Raw genomic sequence first — 16697 nt, 5'->3', positions numbered from 1 at the left:
GGAGGCCCCGCCGTCTGTTCGGCATTTCACACCCGAAAATTTGTCGATTTTGCGTGCGGCGCAGCACAGAAGGCCGCGCCGCACGGGGTCATGATGGTCGGCATTCGACAACAGGACAGGAACCGCATGCCATGAACGCCCCCACGACGATCCATCCGCTGCCCTACCAGGCCGCGTACGAAGTGCCGGAAGAGGACGAAGTCCAGACCAACGCCGACCTGCGCGACACGATGCACCAGATCTCCGTGAAGACCTTCGAGGATTCCGGCCATGCGATCCGCAGCGTGCACGCCAAGACCCATGGCCTGCTGGTGGGCGAGCTGACGGTGCTGGACGGCCTGGCGCCGGCCTACGCGCAGGGCCTGTTCGCGCAGCCGGGCACGTATCCGGCGGTGCTGCGCCTGTCCACCACGCCGGGCGACATCCTGCCGGACGACGTGTCGACCCCGCGCGGCATGGGCCTGAAGGTGGTCGGTGTGGCGGGGCCGCGCGTGGCGGGCAGCGAGGGCGACGCGACGCAGGACTTCGTGATGGTGAACGGCCCGGTGTTCAATGCGCCCACGGCCAGGAAATTCGCCGGCAGCGCCAAGCTGCTGGCCGCCACCACCGACAAGGCGCCGAATCTGAAGCGCCTGTTCTCGGCCGTCGCGCGCGGCACCGAGAAGGCGATCGAGGCGGTGGGCGGCGAAAGCGCGACGCTCAAGGCGATGGGCGGCCATCCCGAGACGCATCCGCTGGGCGAGACGTATTACAGCCAGGTGCCGATCCTGTACGGTCCCTACATGGCCAAGGTGCAGGTGGCGCCTGTAGCGCCGGCACTGGTGGCGCTGAAGGACGCGCCGGTGGACCTGAAGGACCGCCCGGATGGCTTGCGCGACGCCGTCGTCGCGCACTTCGCCGGCCAGGGCGGCGAATGGGAGCTGCGCGTGCAGCTGTGCACCGACATCGACAAGATGCCGCTCGAGGATGCGTCGGTCGAGTGGCCGGAAGACCTGAGTCCCTACGTGACGGTGGCGCGCCTGCGCGTGCCGCCGCAGCCGGCCTGGACGCAAGAGCGCGCCAAGCGCATCGACGAAGGCATGCAGTTCAATCCCTGGCACGCGCTGGCCGCGCACCGGCCGCTGGGCTCGATCATGCGCGTGCGCAGGGACGTGTACGCGATGTCGAAGCGCTTCCGCGCGGAGCGCAACGGCGTGCCGGTCGCGGAACCGAAGGACATCGAGGCGCTCAAGGGCGCATAAGGAGGAGCATCATGATCAAGACGACGATCGCGGCGGCCGCCATGCTGGCGGCCGCCCTGGGGGCGCCGGCGGCGCTGGCCCAGAGCCATTCGGTGCCGAACATGGCGAACCCGCCGCAGGGGCAGGCCGACAGCAAGCCCGGCACCGAGGCCACGCCGGGGCGGACCGCCACGGCCGACCGGCAGGATGCGCGCCATCCCGGCAAGGGGCAGCGCGACGCCAAGGCCAACAAGCCGCACAAGGTCGACAAGGGCGCCAAGCACCACGGCAGCAAGGACGCGCCCGCGACCAAGGGCGAGGCGGCCGGCGGCGTGAAGGCGCAGCTCAAGCCGGATCCGGACATCTCGAAGGCGGCGGCCGGCAACGAGACCAAGGAAGCCATGCAGGTCGATCCGTCCGAGGCGCAGATGAACGACGTCGAGCGCCACGCGCTGGACCAGTCGGCGGCCAAGAAGTGAAGGGGGAGGGCGGAAGGCAGAAAGAGTCGAACTTACAGGAGAGCGGCTGACGCCCCCCACCGGGTTTGAAGCCCGGCCCCATCACCGGATGAGAATGCCTTCCATGTTTTGCCAACGTTGTGTTGGCGTCTCGGCTGAACACCGGGGTCAGAGCCCACCCGGGTGAACCGGGCTCTGACCCCTGGCCAGAGCCCACCCGGGTGAACCGGGCTCTGACCCCTGGCCAGAGCCTAACCGGGTGAGCCGGGCTCTGACCCCTCCGCTGACCCCTCCGCTAGCGCCAGCTGACGTTCGGGCGCACCAGGTGGCTGTTGCGGACGCGGCGAGTATAGCCGACGCGGTCGAAAAACTCCAGGATCTGGATGGCGCGCTTGCGTCCCAGGCCGGTGGCGTCGCGGAACGTCGCCGCTTCCGCGTCCGGCAGCGTGGCGACGATGCCCGCCAGTTCCGCCAGCGGCGCCGGGTGGTAGAACAGGTCGTGGACGACCTGGCTCACCTGTCCCGCGCGCGCCAGCTTGCGCAGCAGCGCGCGCACCGCCTCCTCCGGCATCGCGAACGCGCGCGCCAGGTCGCGCACCCAGGGCGGATCGAAGCGTCCCGCTTCGAGCACCGGCAGCAGCAGGGCGGCGGCGCGCAGCTCGGCCTCGCCCAGCGCCACGCTGTGGCCCGGCAGGTGCAGGTGGTGACCGGTGCGCGCGATCGTGCCGGCGCCCAGCAGGCGTTCCGTCAGGCCGCTCCACAGGGCGTCGCCCGCGTCCGGCGCCACGATGCGCTTCAGGCGCCACAGTTCCGGTCCGGCTTCGTCCGGATGGCGCGCGTGGTAGTCGGCCAGGCCGGCCAGCACGCGCGCCTGCAGCGGCGCGAGCATCGCCGGAGCGATCAGGAGCGCGTCCCCGCCCGCCAGCGGCAGGCGCACGACGTCCGCGTCCAGGCGCAGCGCGTCGAGCGGCCGCTGCGCCAGCCGCACCAGCTCCGAGGCGGCCAGGCCGGCCGGGCTGGCGGCCAGGATGGCGCCAGCGTCGCCGTGCTCCACGAAGGCGGCCAGCGCATCGAGCCAGGCCAGGCGCGCGGCGCTGCGGCGCTTGCGCGCGGCGCCGAAGGCGTCCAGCACGACGCCGCCGCCGATGGTCTGGGTGGCCTGGGCGTTGCGCAGCACGAAGCGGTCGCCCGGCACCGCGTGCAGGGGCGCGTCGAACACCAGTTGCACGCGGGCCCGCCCGCCCGGCTGCAGGGTATCGCCGTCGAGCGGCACCGCGTGCGCCGTCAGGTGCGCCGCGCCCAGGTGCACGTGCACCGGCGTCCACGCCTTCAGCGTGCCGGCGTCCGCCAGCAGCGAGACGTCGGCGTCGACGCGCTCCGAGCAGGCGGCCATGCGCGGTTCGACCACCCAGCTGCCGCGTGCGACGTCTTCCTTGGCCACCCCCGCCAGGTTCAGCGCCAGGCGCTGGCCGGCCGTGCCGTGCCCGGCGGCGCGGTTCTGGGCGTGGATCGCGCGCACGCGCGCCTGGCGGCCCGAGGGCGCCAGCGTCACCGTGTCGCCGACGGCGACGCGCCCCGCCAGTGCGGTGCCCGTCACCACCGTGCCCTGGCCGGACAGCGTGAACACGCGGTCCACGCCCAGCCGGAACAGGCGGTCTTCGTGGCGCGCCGGCAGTGCGCGCGCGAGATCCTGCAGGTGCGCCAGCAGGGCGGCGGTGCCGGGATCGCCCGGCACGGCGGCGGCCGTCTCGAACACGGGCGCGCCGCGCAATGGCGTGCCGTCCAGCAGGGCGCGGACGGCGCCCGCCACCGCGTCGATGCGGGCGCGCTCGGCGCGGTCGGTCTTGGTCAGCGCGACCACGCCGCGCCGCACGCCCAGCAGGTCGAGGATGGCCAGGTGTTCCAGCGTCTGCGGCATGATGCCGTCGTCGGCGGCGACCACCAGCAGCGCGACGTCGATGCCGGTGACGCCGGAGGCCATCGTGCGGATGAATTTCTCGTGGCCCGGCACGTCGATCACGCCCAGCACGGCGCCGTCCGCCAGCGGCAGGTAGGCGTAGCCGAGTTCGATCGAGATGCCGCGCGCCTTTTCTTCCTTCAGGCGGTCGGTGTCGACGCCGGTCAGCGCGCGCGTCAGCGTGGTCTTGCCGTGGTCGATGTGTCCTGCGGTACCGACGATCATGCCGCGCCGCCGCCTTGCAGGTGCGCGAACTGGGCCTGGAACGCGTCGCGCTGGTCGTCTTCCAGGCAGCGCAGGTCGAGCCACAGCGTGTCGTCGGCGATGCGGCCGATCACCGGGCGCGGCAGCGCGCGCAGCCGGCGTTCCAGCACGCCCAGCGGATTGCCGCGCGTGCCCGGCGCCGGGCGGATCGCCAGGCCGTGGCTCGGCAGGCGGTCGACCGGCAGGGCGCCGCTGCCGATCTGGCTCGCCATCGGCGCGGCGGCGACGACGTAGCTCGCGCCCAGCGCGTCCTGCAGCGGCGCGCACAGGGCCTCGGCCGCCGCCCGCATCGCGTGCGCGGGTCGGGTCAGCAGGCGCAGCGTGGTCAGGCGCTGGGGCAGCAGGTCGGGCGCGCGGTACAGGTTCAGCACCGGCTCCAGCGCCGCCAGGGTCAGCTTGGAGACGCGCAGCGCGCGCTTGAGCGGGTTCTTCTTGATGGCGGCGATGAGATCCTTGCGGCCAGCGATCACGCCGCACTGCGGGCCGCCCAGCAGCTTGTCGCCGCTGAAGGTGACCAGGTCGGCGCCGGCGGCGATGGTTTCCCTGACGGTGGTCTCGTGCGGCAGGCCCCAGCGTTCCAGGTCGACCAGCGTGCCGCTGCCCAGGTCCACGGCCAGCGGGATGCCGCGCTCGCGCGCCAGTGGCGCCAGCTCGGCCACCGACACTTCCTTGGTGAAACCGGTGATCGCGTAGTTGCTGGCGTGGACCTTCATCAGCAGCGCCGTCCGCTCGCCGGCGAACTCGGCGTAGTCCTTCAGGTGCGTGCGGTTGGTGGTGCCCACTTCGCGCAGCTGGGCGCCGGCGCGGGACATGATGTCCGGGATGCGGAAGGCGCCGCCGATCTCGACCAGCTCGCCGCGCGACACGATCACCTCGCGATCGCTCGCCAGCGCATTGAGCATCAGCAGCACGGCGGCCGCGTTGTTGTTGACGATGGTGACGGCCTCGGCGCCGGTCAGCGCGCGCAGCTGTTCCTCGACCAGGTTGTCGCGGTCGCCGCGCGCGCCGGTCTCGATGTCCCATTCCAGGTTCATCGGCCACTGCAGGGCCTCGACGACCGCCTGCACGGCGGCGTCGGGCAGCAGCGCCCGGCCCAGGTTGGTATGCAGCACGGTGCCGGTGAGGTTGTAGACCGGGCGCAGCTTGGAGGCGTTGGCGGCGGCCAGGCGCGCGTCCAGCTGGGCCAGGATGGCGGCCGGCGCCACGTCGGGCGCCTGCCCGGCCAGCAGGCGCGCGCGCAGCGCGTCCAGCACGGCGCGCAGGTGCGCCACGACCTGTTCGCGGCCATGGCGCGCCAGCAGCGGCGCGCAGCCGGCGTCGTCCAGCAGCAGGTGCACGGCGGGCAGGCGCACGTGCGGTGCCGGCATCTCGCGCATGCTCGGGCTCATGCGCCTTCGCCTTCCTTCAGCCACAGCAGCGGATTGCCGCTGGCGCGCGCATAGCCGGCCTCGGCGACCAGCACGTCCAGCATCATGCTGGCCAGGTCGTCGGCGACGGGCTCGACGTGGTAGTCGTGTTCCTGGTTGAAGATCTTGCGGTAGGTGCCGCAGTCGTCGCAGGTCTCGGCGCGCGCGACCTTGGTCGGGTCGTTGGCCTTGGCCAGCGTCTTGCCCTCGGCGGCGGCGGCCTTGTTTTCCGCGACCGGGTCGGCGTCCTTGCCGACCAGGCCCTGGTAGGCGATCTTGCCGTTGGCTTCGCAGTGCGAGCACTTCACGCGCACCATGTGCCATTCGGATTCGCAGCAGCTGCAGTGCAGGTAGCGGTAGCCCTGCGACTGGCCGCCGATGCGCACCACGCTGGCGACCGGCTGCGCGCCGCACACCGGGCACAGGGTGCCGGTGACGAGCGGCTGGGCCCAGGCCGGGTCCAGCTGCGCGGCCATGACGCTCCAGGTCACCTGCAGCGCGGCCGCGACGAACGGCGCGCGCAGCGGGTCGGCGCCTTCGTCGAAGCTGCCCAGGATGGCGTCGGCGATGCCTTCCAGCTCGGCGTCCGGGGTGGCGCGCAGCGTCTCGAGCGCGGCGGCCAGCTGCGGCGGCGCCGCGTCGGCCGCGCCCAGCGCGGCCAGCAGGCGCGCGAACACGTCGCGCCAGGCGGCCGGGCGGCTGCCGGTGGCCGGCAGCGGCGGCATGTTGTGGTCGTGCGCCAGGCGCAGCGACGCGTCGTCCGGCAGCGGCACGCCGTCGCGGCCGATGGCGTCCACCACGGCCTGCTGGGCGTCGGCGACGCAGGCCATCAGCGCCAGATAGCCGCGCAGCGCGTCGTCGACCGGGATGCCCTGGACGTTGCCGGCGGCCAGCGCGCGCAGGCGCGCGGCGCGGGCGGCGTACAGGGAGGCCGGGTGCGGCAGCAGCAGGCGCGGGATGGACGTGTGGTCGAGCGATTCGATCTCGCCAGGTTGGAGCAGACGTTGTACCAAGATAGTTCTCTACGAATGAAAAAAGGCCGGGATCGCCTCGGCGAACCCGGCCCATTGTAAATCAATGCGCCTCGGTGTGTCAGTGAGGGGGCAGGGACGGTGTCAGCGACCCGCCTTGTCGGCGCCCTTGCGCATCACGGCCTGGAACCAGCGCGGATGGTGCTTGCGCGCCCAGCCGTAGGTGACGAAGCCGCGCGTCATCGCGCCCACCGAGCCCTTGACCCACAGGCCGGCATAGATGTGCACGATGATCGCCATGATGATGACGAAGGCGAAGAACGCGTGCAGCAGTGACGAGAAGCGGCGCAGGCCGATCGGGAACAGGTGCGAGAAGTACTCGCGCCAGATCACGATGCCCGACAGCAGCAGCGCGATCATCGCGATCACCAGCACGAAGAACAGCACCTTCTGGCCGGCGTTGTACTTGCCCACCGGCGGCAGCACCTCTTCGCGGCCGGCCAGCACGTCGCCCGGACGGCTGAGCCACTCGCGGTCGCCCGGTTCGAACTTGTTGTGGCCCCAGAAGCGCACCACCAGGATCGCGAACGAGACGAACATCACGATGCCGAAGAACGGGTGCAGGATGCGGGTCCACTGGCCGCCGCCGAACAGCGCGGCCAGCCAGGCCATGGCCGGGTGGAACATGGCCAGGCCGGACAAAGCCAGCAGGACGAACGTGATCGCCGTGATCCAGTGGTTGCTGCGCTCGTTCGGCGTATAACGCTGGATGAGCGGGTGACCGTCTTTATCATGCTTCATGCTGTTCTCCCTTCAGCTTGCGCGCCTCGTGCAATGCCTCGGCCTCCTCGTCCTTGCTGACCTCGTTCGGACCGACACGGGTGTAGTGGAACCAGCCGCCGATCGCCGCGGCCGCCATGCCCAGCAGGGCCAGCGGCTTGGTGACGCCCTTCCACAGGCCGACCATCGGGCTGATGGACGGATCGCGGGCCAGGTCGTGGTACAGGGCCGGACGGTCGGCGTGGTGCAGCACGTACATGACGTGCGTGCCGCCGACGCCGGCCGGGTCGTACAGGCCGGCCTTGTCGTAGCCGCGTTCCTTCAGGTCCTCGATCCGCTCCGCCGCGTGGGCCTTCATGTCCTCCTTCGAGCCGAACACGATGGCGCCGGTCGGGCAGGTCTTGACGCAGGCCGGTTCCTGGCCGACGGCCACGCGGTCCGAGCACAGGGTGCACTTGTAGGCGCGGTTGTCTTCCTTCGAGATGCGCGGGATGTTGAACGGGCAGCCGGTCACGCAATAGCCGCAACCGATGCAGTTCTCCTGGTGGAAGTCGACGATGCCGTTGGTGTACTGCACGATCGCGCCGGGCGACGGGCAGGCCTTCAGGCAGCCCGGTTCCTCGCAGTGCATGCAGCCGTCCTTGCGGATCAGCCACTCGAGGTTGCCGTCGTCCTTCTCGTGCTCCGTGAAGCGCATCACGGTCCACGACTTGGGCGACAGGTCGAGCGGGTTGTCGTAGACGCCGGCGTTGAAGCCGACGTCGTCGCGCGTGTCGTTCCATTCCATGCACGCCGTCTGGCAGGCCTTGCAGCCGATGCATTTCGAGACGTCGATCAGCTTGGCGACCGTGCCCTCGACGGGCGCGCGGACGCTGGGCGGCTGGACGGTAGTTGCGGAAACCCGCTTGATATCCAAAGATTGAAGTGCCATATAAATATCTCCGCCGTCCTTAAGCCTTCTCGACCTTCACCATGAAGGACTTGAATTCAGGCGTTTGCGAGTTGCCGTCGCCCACCACCGGGGTCAGGGTATTGGTGAGGTAGCCCGGCTTGGTCAGGCCCTTGAAGCCGAAGTGCAGCGGAATGCCCACGGTATGGGTTTCCTTGCCTTCGATTTTCAGCGCCCGGATCCGCTTGGTCACCACCGCCTTGGCCACGATGTGGCCGCGCTTGCTGCTGACCTTCACGGTCTGGCCGGTCGACACGCCGATCTGCTTGGCCAGCGCCTCGCCGATTTCCACGAACTGCTCCGGCTGGATGATCGCGTTCAGGCGGGCATGCTTGGTCCAGAAGTGGAAGTGCTCGGTCAGGCGGTAGGTCGTCGCCACCACCGGGAACTCCTCGTGCGTGCCGAACTGGGCGCGGTCGCCCGGGAACACGCGCGCGCCCGGGTTCGACGTCGCCAGCTTGTTCTTCGGATGCATCGGGTTGTAGCCCAGCGGGTTCTCGAACGGCTCGTAGTGCTCGGGGAACGGTCCCTCGTTCATCATGCCGCGGGCGAAGAAACGCGCCACCCCTTCGGCATTCATGATGAACGGGTTCATGCCGTTCGCCGGATCCTCGTCCAGCTTGAAGTCGGGGACGTCCGGACCGCTCCAGCTGGTGCCGTTCCAGGCCACCAGCTTGCGCTTGATGTCGAACGGCTTGCCCTTGGTGTCGGCGGAGGCGCGGTTGTACAGCACGCGGCGGTTCGCCGGCCAGGCCCAGGCCCAGTTCAGCGTGTTGCCGATGCCGGTCGGGTCGCTGTTGTCGCGGCGTCCCATCTGGTTGCCCGCCTGGGTCCAGGAACCGGCGAAGATCCAGCAGCCCGACGTGGTCGTGCCGTCGTCGCGTAGCATCGCGAAGCTCGGCAGCTGCTCGCCCTTCTTGACCAGCACCTTGGTCGGGTCCTTCGGATCCGTCACGTCGGCCAGCGCCTTGCCGTTGAACTCCATCGCGAGTTCTTCCGGCTGCGGGCTGTACGGTTGCGCGTACGGCCAGGTCAGGTTCAGGATCGGGTCCGGGAACTTGCCGCCTTCCGTCTGGTACAGCTTCTTCATGCGCAGGAAGATGCCCGACATGATTTCCAGGTCGCTCTTGGCCTTGCCCGGCGGCTCGGCGCCCTGCCAGTGCCACTGCAGCACGCGCGAGGAGCTCACCAGCGAACCGCGTTCCTCGGCGAAGCAGGACGTCGGCAGGCTGAACACCTCGGTCTGGATCTTGGCCGGATCGACGGCGTTGAATTCGCCGTGCGGCTTCCAGAACTCGGCCGTTTCCGTTTCCAGCGGATCCATGATGACCAGCCACTTCAGCTTGGCCAGCGCTTCCAGCGTCTTCTGCTTGTTCGGCGACGAGGCCAGCACGTTGAAGCCCTGGCAGATATAGCCGGTCATCTTGCCGTTATGCATCAGCTCGATGGCCTGCAGCAGGTCGTACGGCTTGTCCAGCTTCGGCAGGTAGTCGAAGGCCCAGTTGTTCTCGGCCTTGGCGGCGTCGCCCCACCAGGTCTTCATGAACGAGACGTGGAACTTCTTGTAGTTGCTCCAGTAGCTCAGCTGGTTCGGACGCAGCGCCTTCGGCGCGCGCGCCGCGATGAAGCCGTCGAAGTCCTGTTCGGCCTCGAACGGCAGCGTCATGTAGCCCGGCAGCAGGTTCGACATCAGGCCGAGGTCGGTCAGGCCCTGGATGTTCGAGTGGCCGCGCAGCGCGTTCATGCCGCCGCCGGCGATGCCGATGTTACCCAGCAGCAGCTGCACCAGCGCGCCCATGCGCAGGGTCTGCGCACCGGTCGAGTGGTGGGTCCAGCCCAGCGCGTACAGGATGGTGCCGGCGCGTCCCGGGGAGGCGGTCGAGGCCAGCGCCTCGGCGACCTTCTGGAACTGTTCCGGCGCCACGCCGCACACGCGCTGCACCATCTCCGGCGTGTAGCGCGCATAGTGCGCCTTGAACAGCTGGTAGACGCAACGCGGATGCTGCATGGTCGGATCGACCTTGGCGAAGCCGTCCTCGCCCATCTCGTAGTTCCAGCTCGACTTGTCGGCGTACTTGCCGGCCTTGGCGTCGTAGCCCGAGAAGATGCCGTCGTCGAACGCGAAATCCTCGCGCACGATGAAGGACATGTCGGTGTAGTTGGCGACGTATTCGTGCTGGATCTTGTCGTTCGTGATCAGGTAGTTCGCGATCGCGCCCAGGAATACGATGTCCGTGCCGGTACGCGTCGGGACATAGTAGTCGGCGACGGACGCGGTACGGGTAAAACGTGGATCGACCACGATCAGCTTGGCCTTGTTATGTGCCTTCGCTTCGGTGACCCATTTGAAACCGCAGGGGTGGGCTTCGGCGGCATTGCCGCCCATGACGAGGATCACATCGGCATTCTTGATGTCGACCCAGTGATTCGTCATCGCTCCACGGCCAAACGTCGGGGCAAGACCTGCCACCGTCGGACCGTGTCAGACACGCGCCTGGTTATCGAATGCGAGCATCCCCAGACTGCGGATCGTCTTGTGCGTGAGGTAACCGACTTCGTTGCTCGCCGCGGAAGCGGCCAGCATGCCGGTGGTCAGCCATCGGTTGACGGTCTTGCCGTCTTCCGTCTTCTCGATGAAGTTCGCGTCGCGGTCTTCCTTCATCAGCTTGGCGATGCGGTCCAGCGCCTGGTCCCAGGAAATCGGGGTCCATTCGTTGCTGCCGGGCTTGCGCACCTTCGGTTCCGTCAGGCGGCTCGGGCTGTGGATGAAGTCCACCAGCGAAGCGCCTTTCGGGCACAGCGTGCCGCGGTTGACCGGGTGGTCCGGGTCGCCCTCGATGTGGATGATCGATGCGGCCGCGTTCTTGGCGCCGTCGCCCAGGCCGTACATCAGGATGCCGCAACCGACGGAGCAGTAGGGGCAGGTATTGCGCGTCTCGGTCGTGCGGGCCAGCTTGTACTGCCGGACTTCGGCCAGGGCCGTTGCCGGAGCAAAGCCAAGCACCGCCAGGCTCGAGCCGGCGATGGTTGCACCAGTTACCTTAAGGAACTGGCGCCTTGACATTTGGTTCATGAATATGTCCTTCTAACGGGAAACTATTGCTCCTGGAGTGTAACACTCCGTCCCTATTTGATGAATGCTAAAATTGTCGCGACGTTTCCTTCTTTGCCGAAAATACGTAGTTTCCACAACACGCTGCGGCGCCGTCCGGCGCCCGGGATTTTGAAAATTGACGAACCTGCCAACCCCTCCCGCCTCGCATGGTACTCCCGAAACCGGTTTGCCGCCGACTGCCGCGACCCGGCGCGTCCTGCGCATGCGCGGCGGGTCGGCGGCCGAGGTCGAGGACACGATCGTCGACGAGGTCCCCGTCGCCCTCGTGTATAACGGGATATCGCATGCGGTGATGATGGCCACGCCGGCCGACCTGGAAGAGTTCGCGCTGGGCTTTTCGCTCAGCGAGGGCATCCTGGGCCATGCCGGCGAATGCTACGGCATCGACGTCGAGACCGGGCCGCAGGGCGTCGCCGTCCAGCTCGAGATCGCCAGTTCCGCCTTCATGGCGCTCAAGGAGCGGCGCCGCACGCTGGCCGGGCGCACCGGCTGCGGCCTGTGCGGCGTCGACAGCCTCGACCAGGTCTGCCGTCCCTTGCCCCAGCTGCCGCCCGCGGCCGGCTTCCATGCCGCCGGCGTGCGCCGCGCGCTGGCCGCCATCGGCGCCGAGCAGCACCTGACGCGCCGCACCGGCGCCGCGCACGCGGCCGCCTGGTGCGGCATGGACGGCGCGCTGCGCGTCGTGCGCGAGGACGTCGGCCGCCACAACGCCCTCGACAAGGTGATCGGCGCGATGGCGCGCGCCAAGGCCGACCCGCGCGCCGGCTTCCTGCTCATCACCAGCCGGGTCAGCTTCGAGATGGCGCAGAAGGCTAGCCTGGCCGGCGTGTCCGCCCTGGTCGGCATGTCGGCGCCGACGCTGGCCGCGGTGCAACTGGCCGACCGGGCCGGCATGACGCTGCTGGCGTTCGCGCGCGGCGAGAACTTCGTCTGCTACACCTATCCCGCCGGCCTGGCGCCCGATGGCGCCGTGCCGGCCGCCACGCCCGGCGCGGCGTGACGCGTCACGGGATCGCCACCGCGCAGGAAATTTCGAAGTCATCCTCACAAAAACTGCGGTTGTCCATACGGCATCCCCGGTTTATTCTTTCATGTCGGCAAGTCAATCCTGCCTGCCGCCGTCATTTCGGGATCCACATGCCGTACCGTTCCATGCTGCCGCCGGTGCTGTTCGCCATCGCGCTGGCCTTCCTCCTCCAACACTTCCTGGGTGCGCTCGCCTGGGCCGGCCTGCTGGCCGTGATCACCTGGCCGCTGCACCGGCGCCTGCTCGAACGCGGCTGGCCGCCGATGGGCAGCGCGGCGTGCCTGCTGTTCCTGCTGGTGGCGTGCTTCGTGGGACCGTCGTTGCTGCTGGTGAATGCGCTGGGTCATGAGCTGGCCGGCATCGAGCGCATGTTCGCCCAGGTCAACCAGGGCGGGGTGCCGCCGCCGGGCTGGCTGGTCGGCCTGCCGCAGATGCTGGCCGAGCCGGCCCTGAAGTGGTGGAACCAGCACCTGGCCGTGCCGGGCGGGCTGCGCACGCTGATCCAGACCACGGTCGGCGACTTCCTGCCGCACCTGACCGGCACGCTGCGCGCCTGGGGCTCGACCATCCTCGCGAATGCCCTGTACCTGTTCCTGACGCTGTTGACGCTGTTCGTGCTGTACCTGCACGGCCCGGCCGTCGTGCGCTACGCCGACAGCGCCGGCATGCGCCTGATGCCGATGCATTACCCGGTCGTGCGGCGCCTGCTGCCGCTGTCGGTGCGCGGCACGGCGCTGGGCCTGTGCTCGATCGCGCTGCTGGAAGGCATCGTGCTGGGCGCGGCCTACGCGATCGCCGGGGCGCCGGCGCCGGTGCTGCTGGCCGTCATCACCGGTTACCTGGCGCTGATTCCGGGCGGCGCGCCGCTGTCGTTCACCACCGTGTCGATCCTGCTGCTGGGCCAGGGCCATGCCGGCGCCGCGCTCGGGCTGTTCAGCTGGGGCGCCATCGAGCTGTTCATGGTCGACAAGTTCATCCGTCCCAAGCTGATCGGGCACCGGGTCGACCTGCCGTTCCTGGCGGTGCTGTTCGGCTTGCTGGGCGGCGTGTCGACCATCGGCGTGCTGGGGCTGTTCGTCGGCCCCTTCATGATGGCCATGCTGTTCTGGTGGCTGCGCGGGGGGAGCGTGACCGTCGTCGAGGACGGGGTGGTGTCGAAGGTCTGATGCGTCCCGTCGTCCCGGCGCAGGCCGGGACCCGATTGTTACGCGCAGTGGAAACGTCCGCAGCATTGGGCCCCGGCCTGCGCCGGGGCGACGTTGTCGTGGCGCGTCACGAAAAAGGCGGCACGGTGTGCCCACCGTGCCGCCTCGGCGTTGTACGCTACCGCGCGCTTACAGCGAGCGCAGGAACGCCATCAGCGCGTCGCGGTCCGCCTTCGACAGGTTCTCGAAGCGCTGGCGCGACTTCTCCGCCTCGCCGCCGTGCCACAGGATCGCCTCGGTCAGGTTGCGCGCGCGGCCGTCGTGCAGGTAGCCGACGCGGCCCGCCGTGCCCATCACCTTCTCGGTATAGCCGATGCCCCACAGCGGCGACGTGCGCCACATGCTGCCCTTGGCCTGGCCTTCGGCGAACCGGTCCGCCAGGCCCGTGCCCATCTCGTGCAGCAGCAGGTCCGAGTACGGACGGATGGTCTGGTTGCGCAGTTCCGCGAACAGGTGGCCATTGCCGGTCTTCATCTCGGCGACGTGGCAGGCCGTGCAGCGCATGCCCTGGAACAGCTTCGCGCCCATGGCCACGGCGGCCGGGTTGACGTCCATTTCCTCGATCGGCGCCACGCCTTTCGGGAAGCCGGACGCCAGGCTGCGCTGGGCCGGGACGGCCAGCAGGGCCAGGTAGTTCGCGATCGACTGCAGGTCGGCCTCGGAAATGCCGGCCTGGGCGCCGCCGGCGGCGCAGGCGGCCGGGCCGTTGTTGCAGGCGCGGTTCGGGTAGATCGGCGAGGTCACGCCCATGTCCAGCAGCAGCGCCTCGGCCGACTGGTGGCGCAGCGTCGCCTTGCCGGCCTTCCAGCCGAAGCGGCCCAGGCGCACGGCGCCGGTCTCCGGGTCGTACACGTACTGCGCCGTGCCCTTGACGCCATCGGCGTCCGGGGCGGTGCGCACGCGCGCCAGGATGTCGGCTTCCGGCACCGCTTCGAGCAGGCCGGTGCCGATCATCGGCTGGGCCGAGCGCAGCGAGACCGCCGCCGGCGTCGCGCCCTCGAAGGCCACCACCGGCTTGCGCAGCTCGACGGCGGTGCCGTCGGCCAGCTTGACGGTGCGGGTCTCGAAGCTGCCCAGGCGGACGCCGTTGCCCCAGTTCTGGGCATTGCCGGCGATGGCCGCCGCATTCATCTGGACGGCGGTGCCGTACAGCGGGTGCGGGACCTGCGCGCCATTGGCGTCGAGCGCCGCCACGCGGATCGCCATCGCGTCCAGGCGCTGGTTGACGGCGGCCGGGGCCGGGCTGCGGCCGTTGTTGACGTGGCAGCCGATGCAGGCCGACTGGTTGAAGCGGCCGCCCTGCATGCCGACGGCCGCCAGGTAGCGGTCGTTGCCCGGCTCGTTGTGGTCGCCGGTGGTGAAGTTGGTGTGCACCAGGCGGCGGCCCTCGACGAAGCGCTGCATGTTCTGCATGCCCGCGTGGTTGTGCGGCTGCTGGAACATGAACAGGCCGTTGTCCGAGTAGTTATAGGACACCGATCCCTGGCCGCCGGACAGCGTCGCGTCGGGCAGCGGCACCGAGTTCAGGCGCGGCTGCACGCCGTACCACGGGCGCAGGCCGCTGCCGACTACGTAGACCCATTCCGGGCCGTAGTAGCGGATGCCGCCGTTGTCGCCCTTGGCCGCCATGCCCTCGACGGTGCCGAACATCGACGGGGCCACTTCGATGACGTCGCCCACCACCAGCGGACGCGCCTTGACGTCGGTACCGTTGGGCAGGCCGTCGGCGCCCAGGCCGCCGTGGCCCGGATACTGCGTGTGCTGCAGCGTGCAGGCGCCGTTGATGCCGTTCGGCGTGTTCAGCCGGCCGGCCGCCGGGTACGGGGTCGGCGGGCAGATCGTGACCTTGTCGTCCACCAGCTTGCCCGGGTTCATCCAGCCGTAGCCGGTCACGCCGGGGCGGTCGAAGGCGCGGAAGAACGCCACCTGGCCCGGCAGGAAGTCGACGATGGTGTACTGGTTGTACGTCAGCGTCGGCCTGGTCACACCCGGCACGCGGCTGTTGTCGATGATCTCGATGCCCCAGGTGCGGTTCTTGAAGTACTGCGGCACGAAGGTCAGGTAGTTGCCGGGGCCGTTGTCGCGCGGCAGGCCGGTGACCGGGTCGATGGTCTCGTTGGGGCCGTAGCCGACCTCGTTCCATTCCTCGCCGCGCTCGCGCCCGTGGCGGGCCATGGCGCGGGCGCCGAAGCGCGTCACCAGGGTGCCGTCCGGGAGCGTGAACTGCAGCGTCTCGATCGGATTCGCCGCCGCCGGCAACGGGGCGAGGGCGCTGCCGTCGGCCGGGTACTTCAGCGCGGAGGTGGCATTGCCGACCAGCGTGTTGTCGCTGCCCGGCGTCTTGAACTCCACCTCGAACAGCGAGTAGCCGTACTGGGTGGCGCGCGCCACGCCCTGCAGCTGGACGTAGCGGGCGTTGGCGTTCAAGTTGAACAGCTCCTCGGTGCCGCCCCTGGCGCCGCTGACGTAGCGCAGCTGCGACCAGGTCTGGCCGTCGTCCGAGGTGCGCAGCAGGTATTCCTTGCCGTAGGCGTTTTCCCAGACCAGCTTCATGTAGCCGACAGGGGTCTTGGCGCCGAAGTCGAAGGTGATCCAGGCGCCGTCCTCGGCGCGGCTGGCCCAGCGCGTGTTCGGCTTGCCGTCGATCGCCATCGACGCCGCCAGGCCGCCGTTCTCGTCGCCCGACGAGAACGCGGCGACCGGCTTGACGGTCACGCCCGGCTTGCCCAGGTCGACCTGCGGCGGCGTCGGCTGGGAAGGCTGCTGGGGCGCGTCGCCGCCCGAGAAGGCCTGGATCTCGAAGATCGAGTAGCCGTACTGGGTCGAGCGCTTGACGCCCTGCATGCGCAGGTAGCGGCCCTGCGCGTTAAGGCCGCCGAAGTCCTCGACGCCGCCGGCGCTGTCGTTGACGGTTCTGATCGTCGTCCAGTGGGCGTTGTCGTCCGACACCTGCAGCAGGTACTGGGTGGCGTGGGCGTTTTCCCAGGCGATACGGACCCGGTTGATCGGCTTCGATTCCCCGAAGTCGAGCGTCAGGAACTGGTCGTCCGAGAAGCCGCTGCCCCAGCGCGTGTTGTCGTCGTGGTCGATCGCCGCCGCGGCCGACAGGTCGCCCCGTTCCGCCGAGCTGGCCACGGCGTTCACCGGGGTCAGCACGGCCTGCGCCGTCGTGACCATGGCCGCGGTGCGCGCCATGGTGCCGCCGGACGTGGCGTCGCCGCCGGGGCCGCAAGCCGCCAGCAGCGCGGACAAGGAGGCGACGAGGGCGAGGGGAACCTGTCGTATGGGGGCGCCGCCGGTGGGTTGATGTTTGCTTGGATGCCGTTCAGGCATGGTTTTCTCCCT

11 protein-coding genes and 1 tRNA gene are annotated in these 16697 nt (G+C 69.5%); 4 read left to right on the top strand and 8 right to left on the bottom strand.

From position 1 onward, the window contains the following. Nucleotides 1-131: 131 nt before the first annotated feature. Together QZ749_RS18060 and QZ749_RS18055 are read left to right on the top strand one after the other, a co-directional pair. Nucleotides 132-1241: a catalase family protein gene (locus QZ749_RS18060; RefSeq protein WP_296949578.1), complete on the top strand. Its 1110-nt coding sequence runs from the start codon at nt 132-134 to the stop codon at nt 1239-1241. An 11-nt stretch (nt 1242-1252) separates the two neighbouring features. Then, nucleotides 1253-1699 (top strand): hypothetical protein, encoded by a 447-nt coding sequence (locus QZ749_RS18055; RefSeq protein ID WP_296949576.1) that lies wholly within the window; start codon nt 1253-1255, stop codon nt 1697-1699. Nucleotides 1700-1709: 10 nt separating this feature from the next. On the opposite strand, the gene QZ749_RS18050 is transcribed toward QZ749_RS18055, so the two are convergent. From QZ749_RS18050 to fdnG, 7 genes are all read right to left on the bottom strand, one after another. After that, nucleotides 1710-1802 (bottom strand) — tRNA-Sec (locus tag QZ749_RS18050). Between the two features lie 171 nt (nt 1803-1973). Then, nucleotides 1974-3860, bottom strand: a complete 1887-nt coding sequence (selB, locus tag QZ749_RS18045; RefSeq protein WP_296949573.1) for a selenocysteine-specific translation elongation factor — start codon at nt 3858-3860, stop codon at nt 1974-1976. Continuing rightward, nucleotides 3857-5287 carry an L-seryl-tRNA(Sec) selenium transferase gene (gene selA / locus QZ749_RS18040; protein ID WP_296949571.1) on the bottom strand — a complete coding sequence of 477 codons (1431 nt, stop codon included), beginning with the start codon at nt 5285-5287 and terminating at the stop codon, nt 3857-3859. Before selA ends, selB begins: the two co-directional genes overlap by 4 nt. Continuing rightward, the gene (gene fdhE / locus QZ749_RS18035) at nt 5284-6318 is read right to left on the bottom strand and encodes a formate dehydrogenase accessory protein FdhE (RefSeq protein ID WP_296949570.1); all 1035 of its coding nucleotides are present in this window, start codon (nt 6316-6318) and stop codon (nt 5284-5286) included. Before fdhE ends, selA begins: the two co-directional genes overlap by 4 nt. Before the next feature lie 102 nt (nt 6319-6420). Next, on the bottom strand, nt 6421-7077 hold the full coding sequence (locus QZ749_RS18030; protein ID WP_296949568.1) for a formate dehydrogenase subunit gamma: 657 nt from the start codon (nt 7075-7077) through the stop codon (nt 6421-6423). Continuing rightward, nucleotides 7067-7987: a formate dehydrogenase subunit beta gene (fdxH, locus tag QZ749_RS18025; RefSeq protein WP_296949566.1), complete on the bottom strand. Its 921-nt coding sequence runs from the start codon at nt 7985-7987 to the stop codon at nt 7067-7069. Before fdxH ends, QZ749_RS18030 begins: the two co-directional genes overlap by 11 nt. Nucleotides 7988-8006: 19 nt before the next feature. Further along, nucleotides 8007-11078 carry a formate dehydrogenase-N subunit alpha gene (gene fdnG / locus QZ749_RS18020; RefSeq protein WP_296949564.1) on the bottom strand — a complete coding sequence of 1024 codons (3072 nt, stop codon included), beginning with the start codon at nt 11076-11078 and terminating at the stop codon, nt 8007-8009. 208 nt (nt 11079-11286) lie between these two features. On the opposite strand from fdnG, the gene fdhD reads away from it, so the two are divergent. Beyond that, nucleotides 11287-12120: a formate dehydrogenase accessory sulfurtransferase FdhD gene (gene fdhD, locus QZ749_RS18015; protein ID WP_296949563.1), complete on the top strand. Its 834-nt coding sequence runs from the start codon at nt 11287-11289 to the stop codon at nt 12118-12120. A 137-nt stretch (nt 12121-12257) separates the two neighbouring features. Further along, nucleotides 12258-13313 carry an AI-2E family transporter gene (locus QZ749_RS18010; RefSeq protein WP_296949560.1) on the top strand — a complete coding sequence of 352 codons (1056 nt, stop codon included), beginning with the start codon at nt 12258-12260 and terminating at the stop codon, nt 13311-13313. 168 nt (nt 13314-13481) lie between these two features. On the opposite strand, the gene QZ749_RS18005 is transcribed toward QZ749_RS18010, so the two are convergent. Next, a complete protein-coding gene (locus QZ749_RS18005; RefSeq protein ID WP_307726670.1) occupies nt 13482-16547 on the bottom strand; it encodes a di-heme oxidoredictase family protein in 3066 nt (1021 codons plus the stop codon). Between the last annotated feature and the right edge of the window lie 150 nt (nt 16548-16697).

The sequence above is a fragment of the uncultured Massilia sp. genome (assembly GCF_913773735.1).
Taxonomy (GTDB): domain Bacteria; phylum Pseudomonadota; class Gammaproteobacteria; order Burkholderiales; family Burkholderiaceae_D; genus Telluria.
Note: the sequence above shows the minus strand (reverse complement) of the source record. Positions and strands in the feature narration are given on the sequence as shown.

Excerpts from the sequence above, each read along its gene's own strand:
- selB (WP_296949573.1), bottom strand. The coding sequence starts at position 3,860 with ATGATCGTCGGTACCGCAGGACACATCGACCACGGCAAGACCACGCTG.
- QZ749_RS18030 (WP_296949568.1), bottom strand. The coding sequence starts at position 7,077 with ATGAAGCATGATAAAGACGGTCACCCGCTCATCCAGCGTTATACGCCG.
- QZ749_RS18010 (WP_296949560.1), top strand. The coding sequence starts at position 12,258 with ATGCCGTACCGTTCCATGCTGCCGCCGGTGCTGTTCGCCATCGCGCTG.
- selA (WP_296949571.1), bottom strand. The coding sequence starts at position 5,287 with ATGAGCCCGAGCATGCGCGAGATGCCGGCACCGCACGTGCGCCTGCCC.
- QZ749_RS18005 (WP_307726670.1), bottom strand. The coding sequence starts at position 16,547 with ATGGCGCGCACCGCGGCCATGGTCACGACGGCGCAGGCCGTGCTGACC.
- fdxH (WP_296949566.1), bottom strand. The coding sequence starts at position 7,987 with ATGGCACTTCAATCTTTGGATATCAAGCGGGTTTCCGCAACTACCGTC.
- QZ749_RS18055 (WP_296949576.1), top strand. The coding sequence starts at position 1,253 with ATGATCAAGACGACGATCGCGGCGGCCGCCATGCTGGCGGCCGCCCTG.
- QZ749_RS18060 (WP_296949578.1), top strand. The coding sequence starts at position 132 with ATGAACGCCCCCACGACGATCCATCCGCTGCCCTACCAGGCCGCGTAC.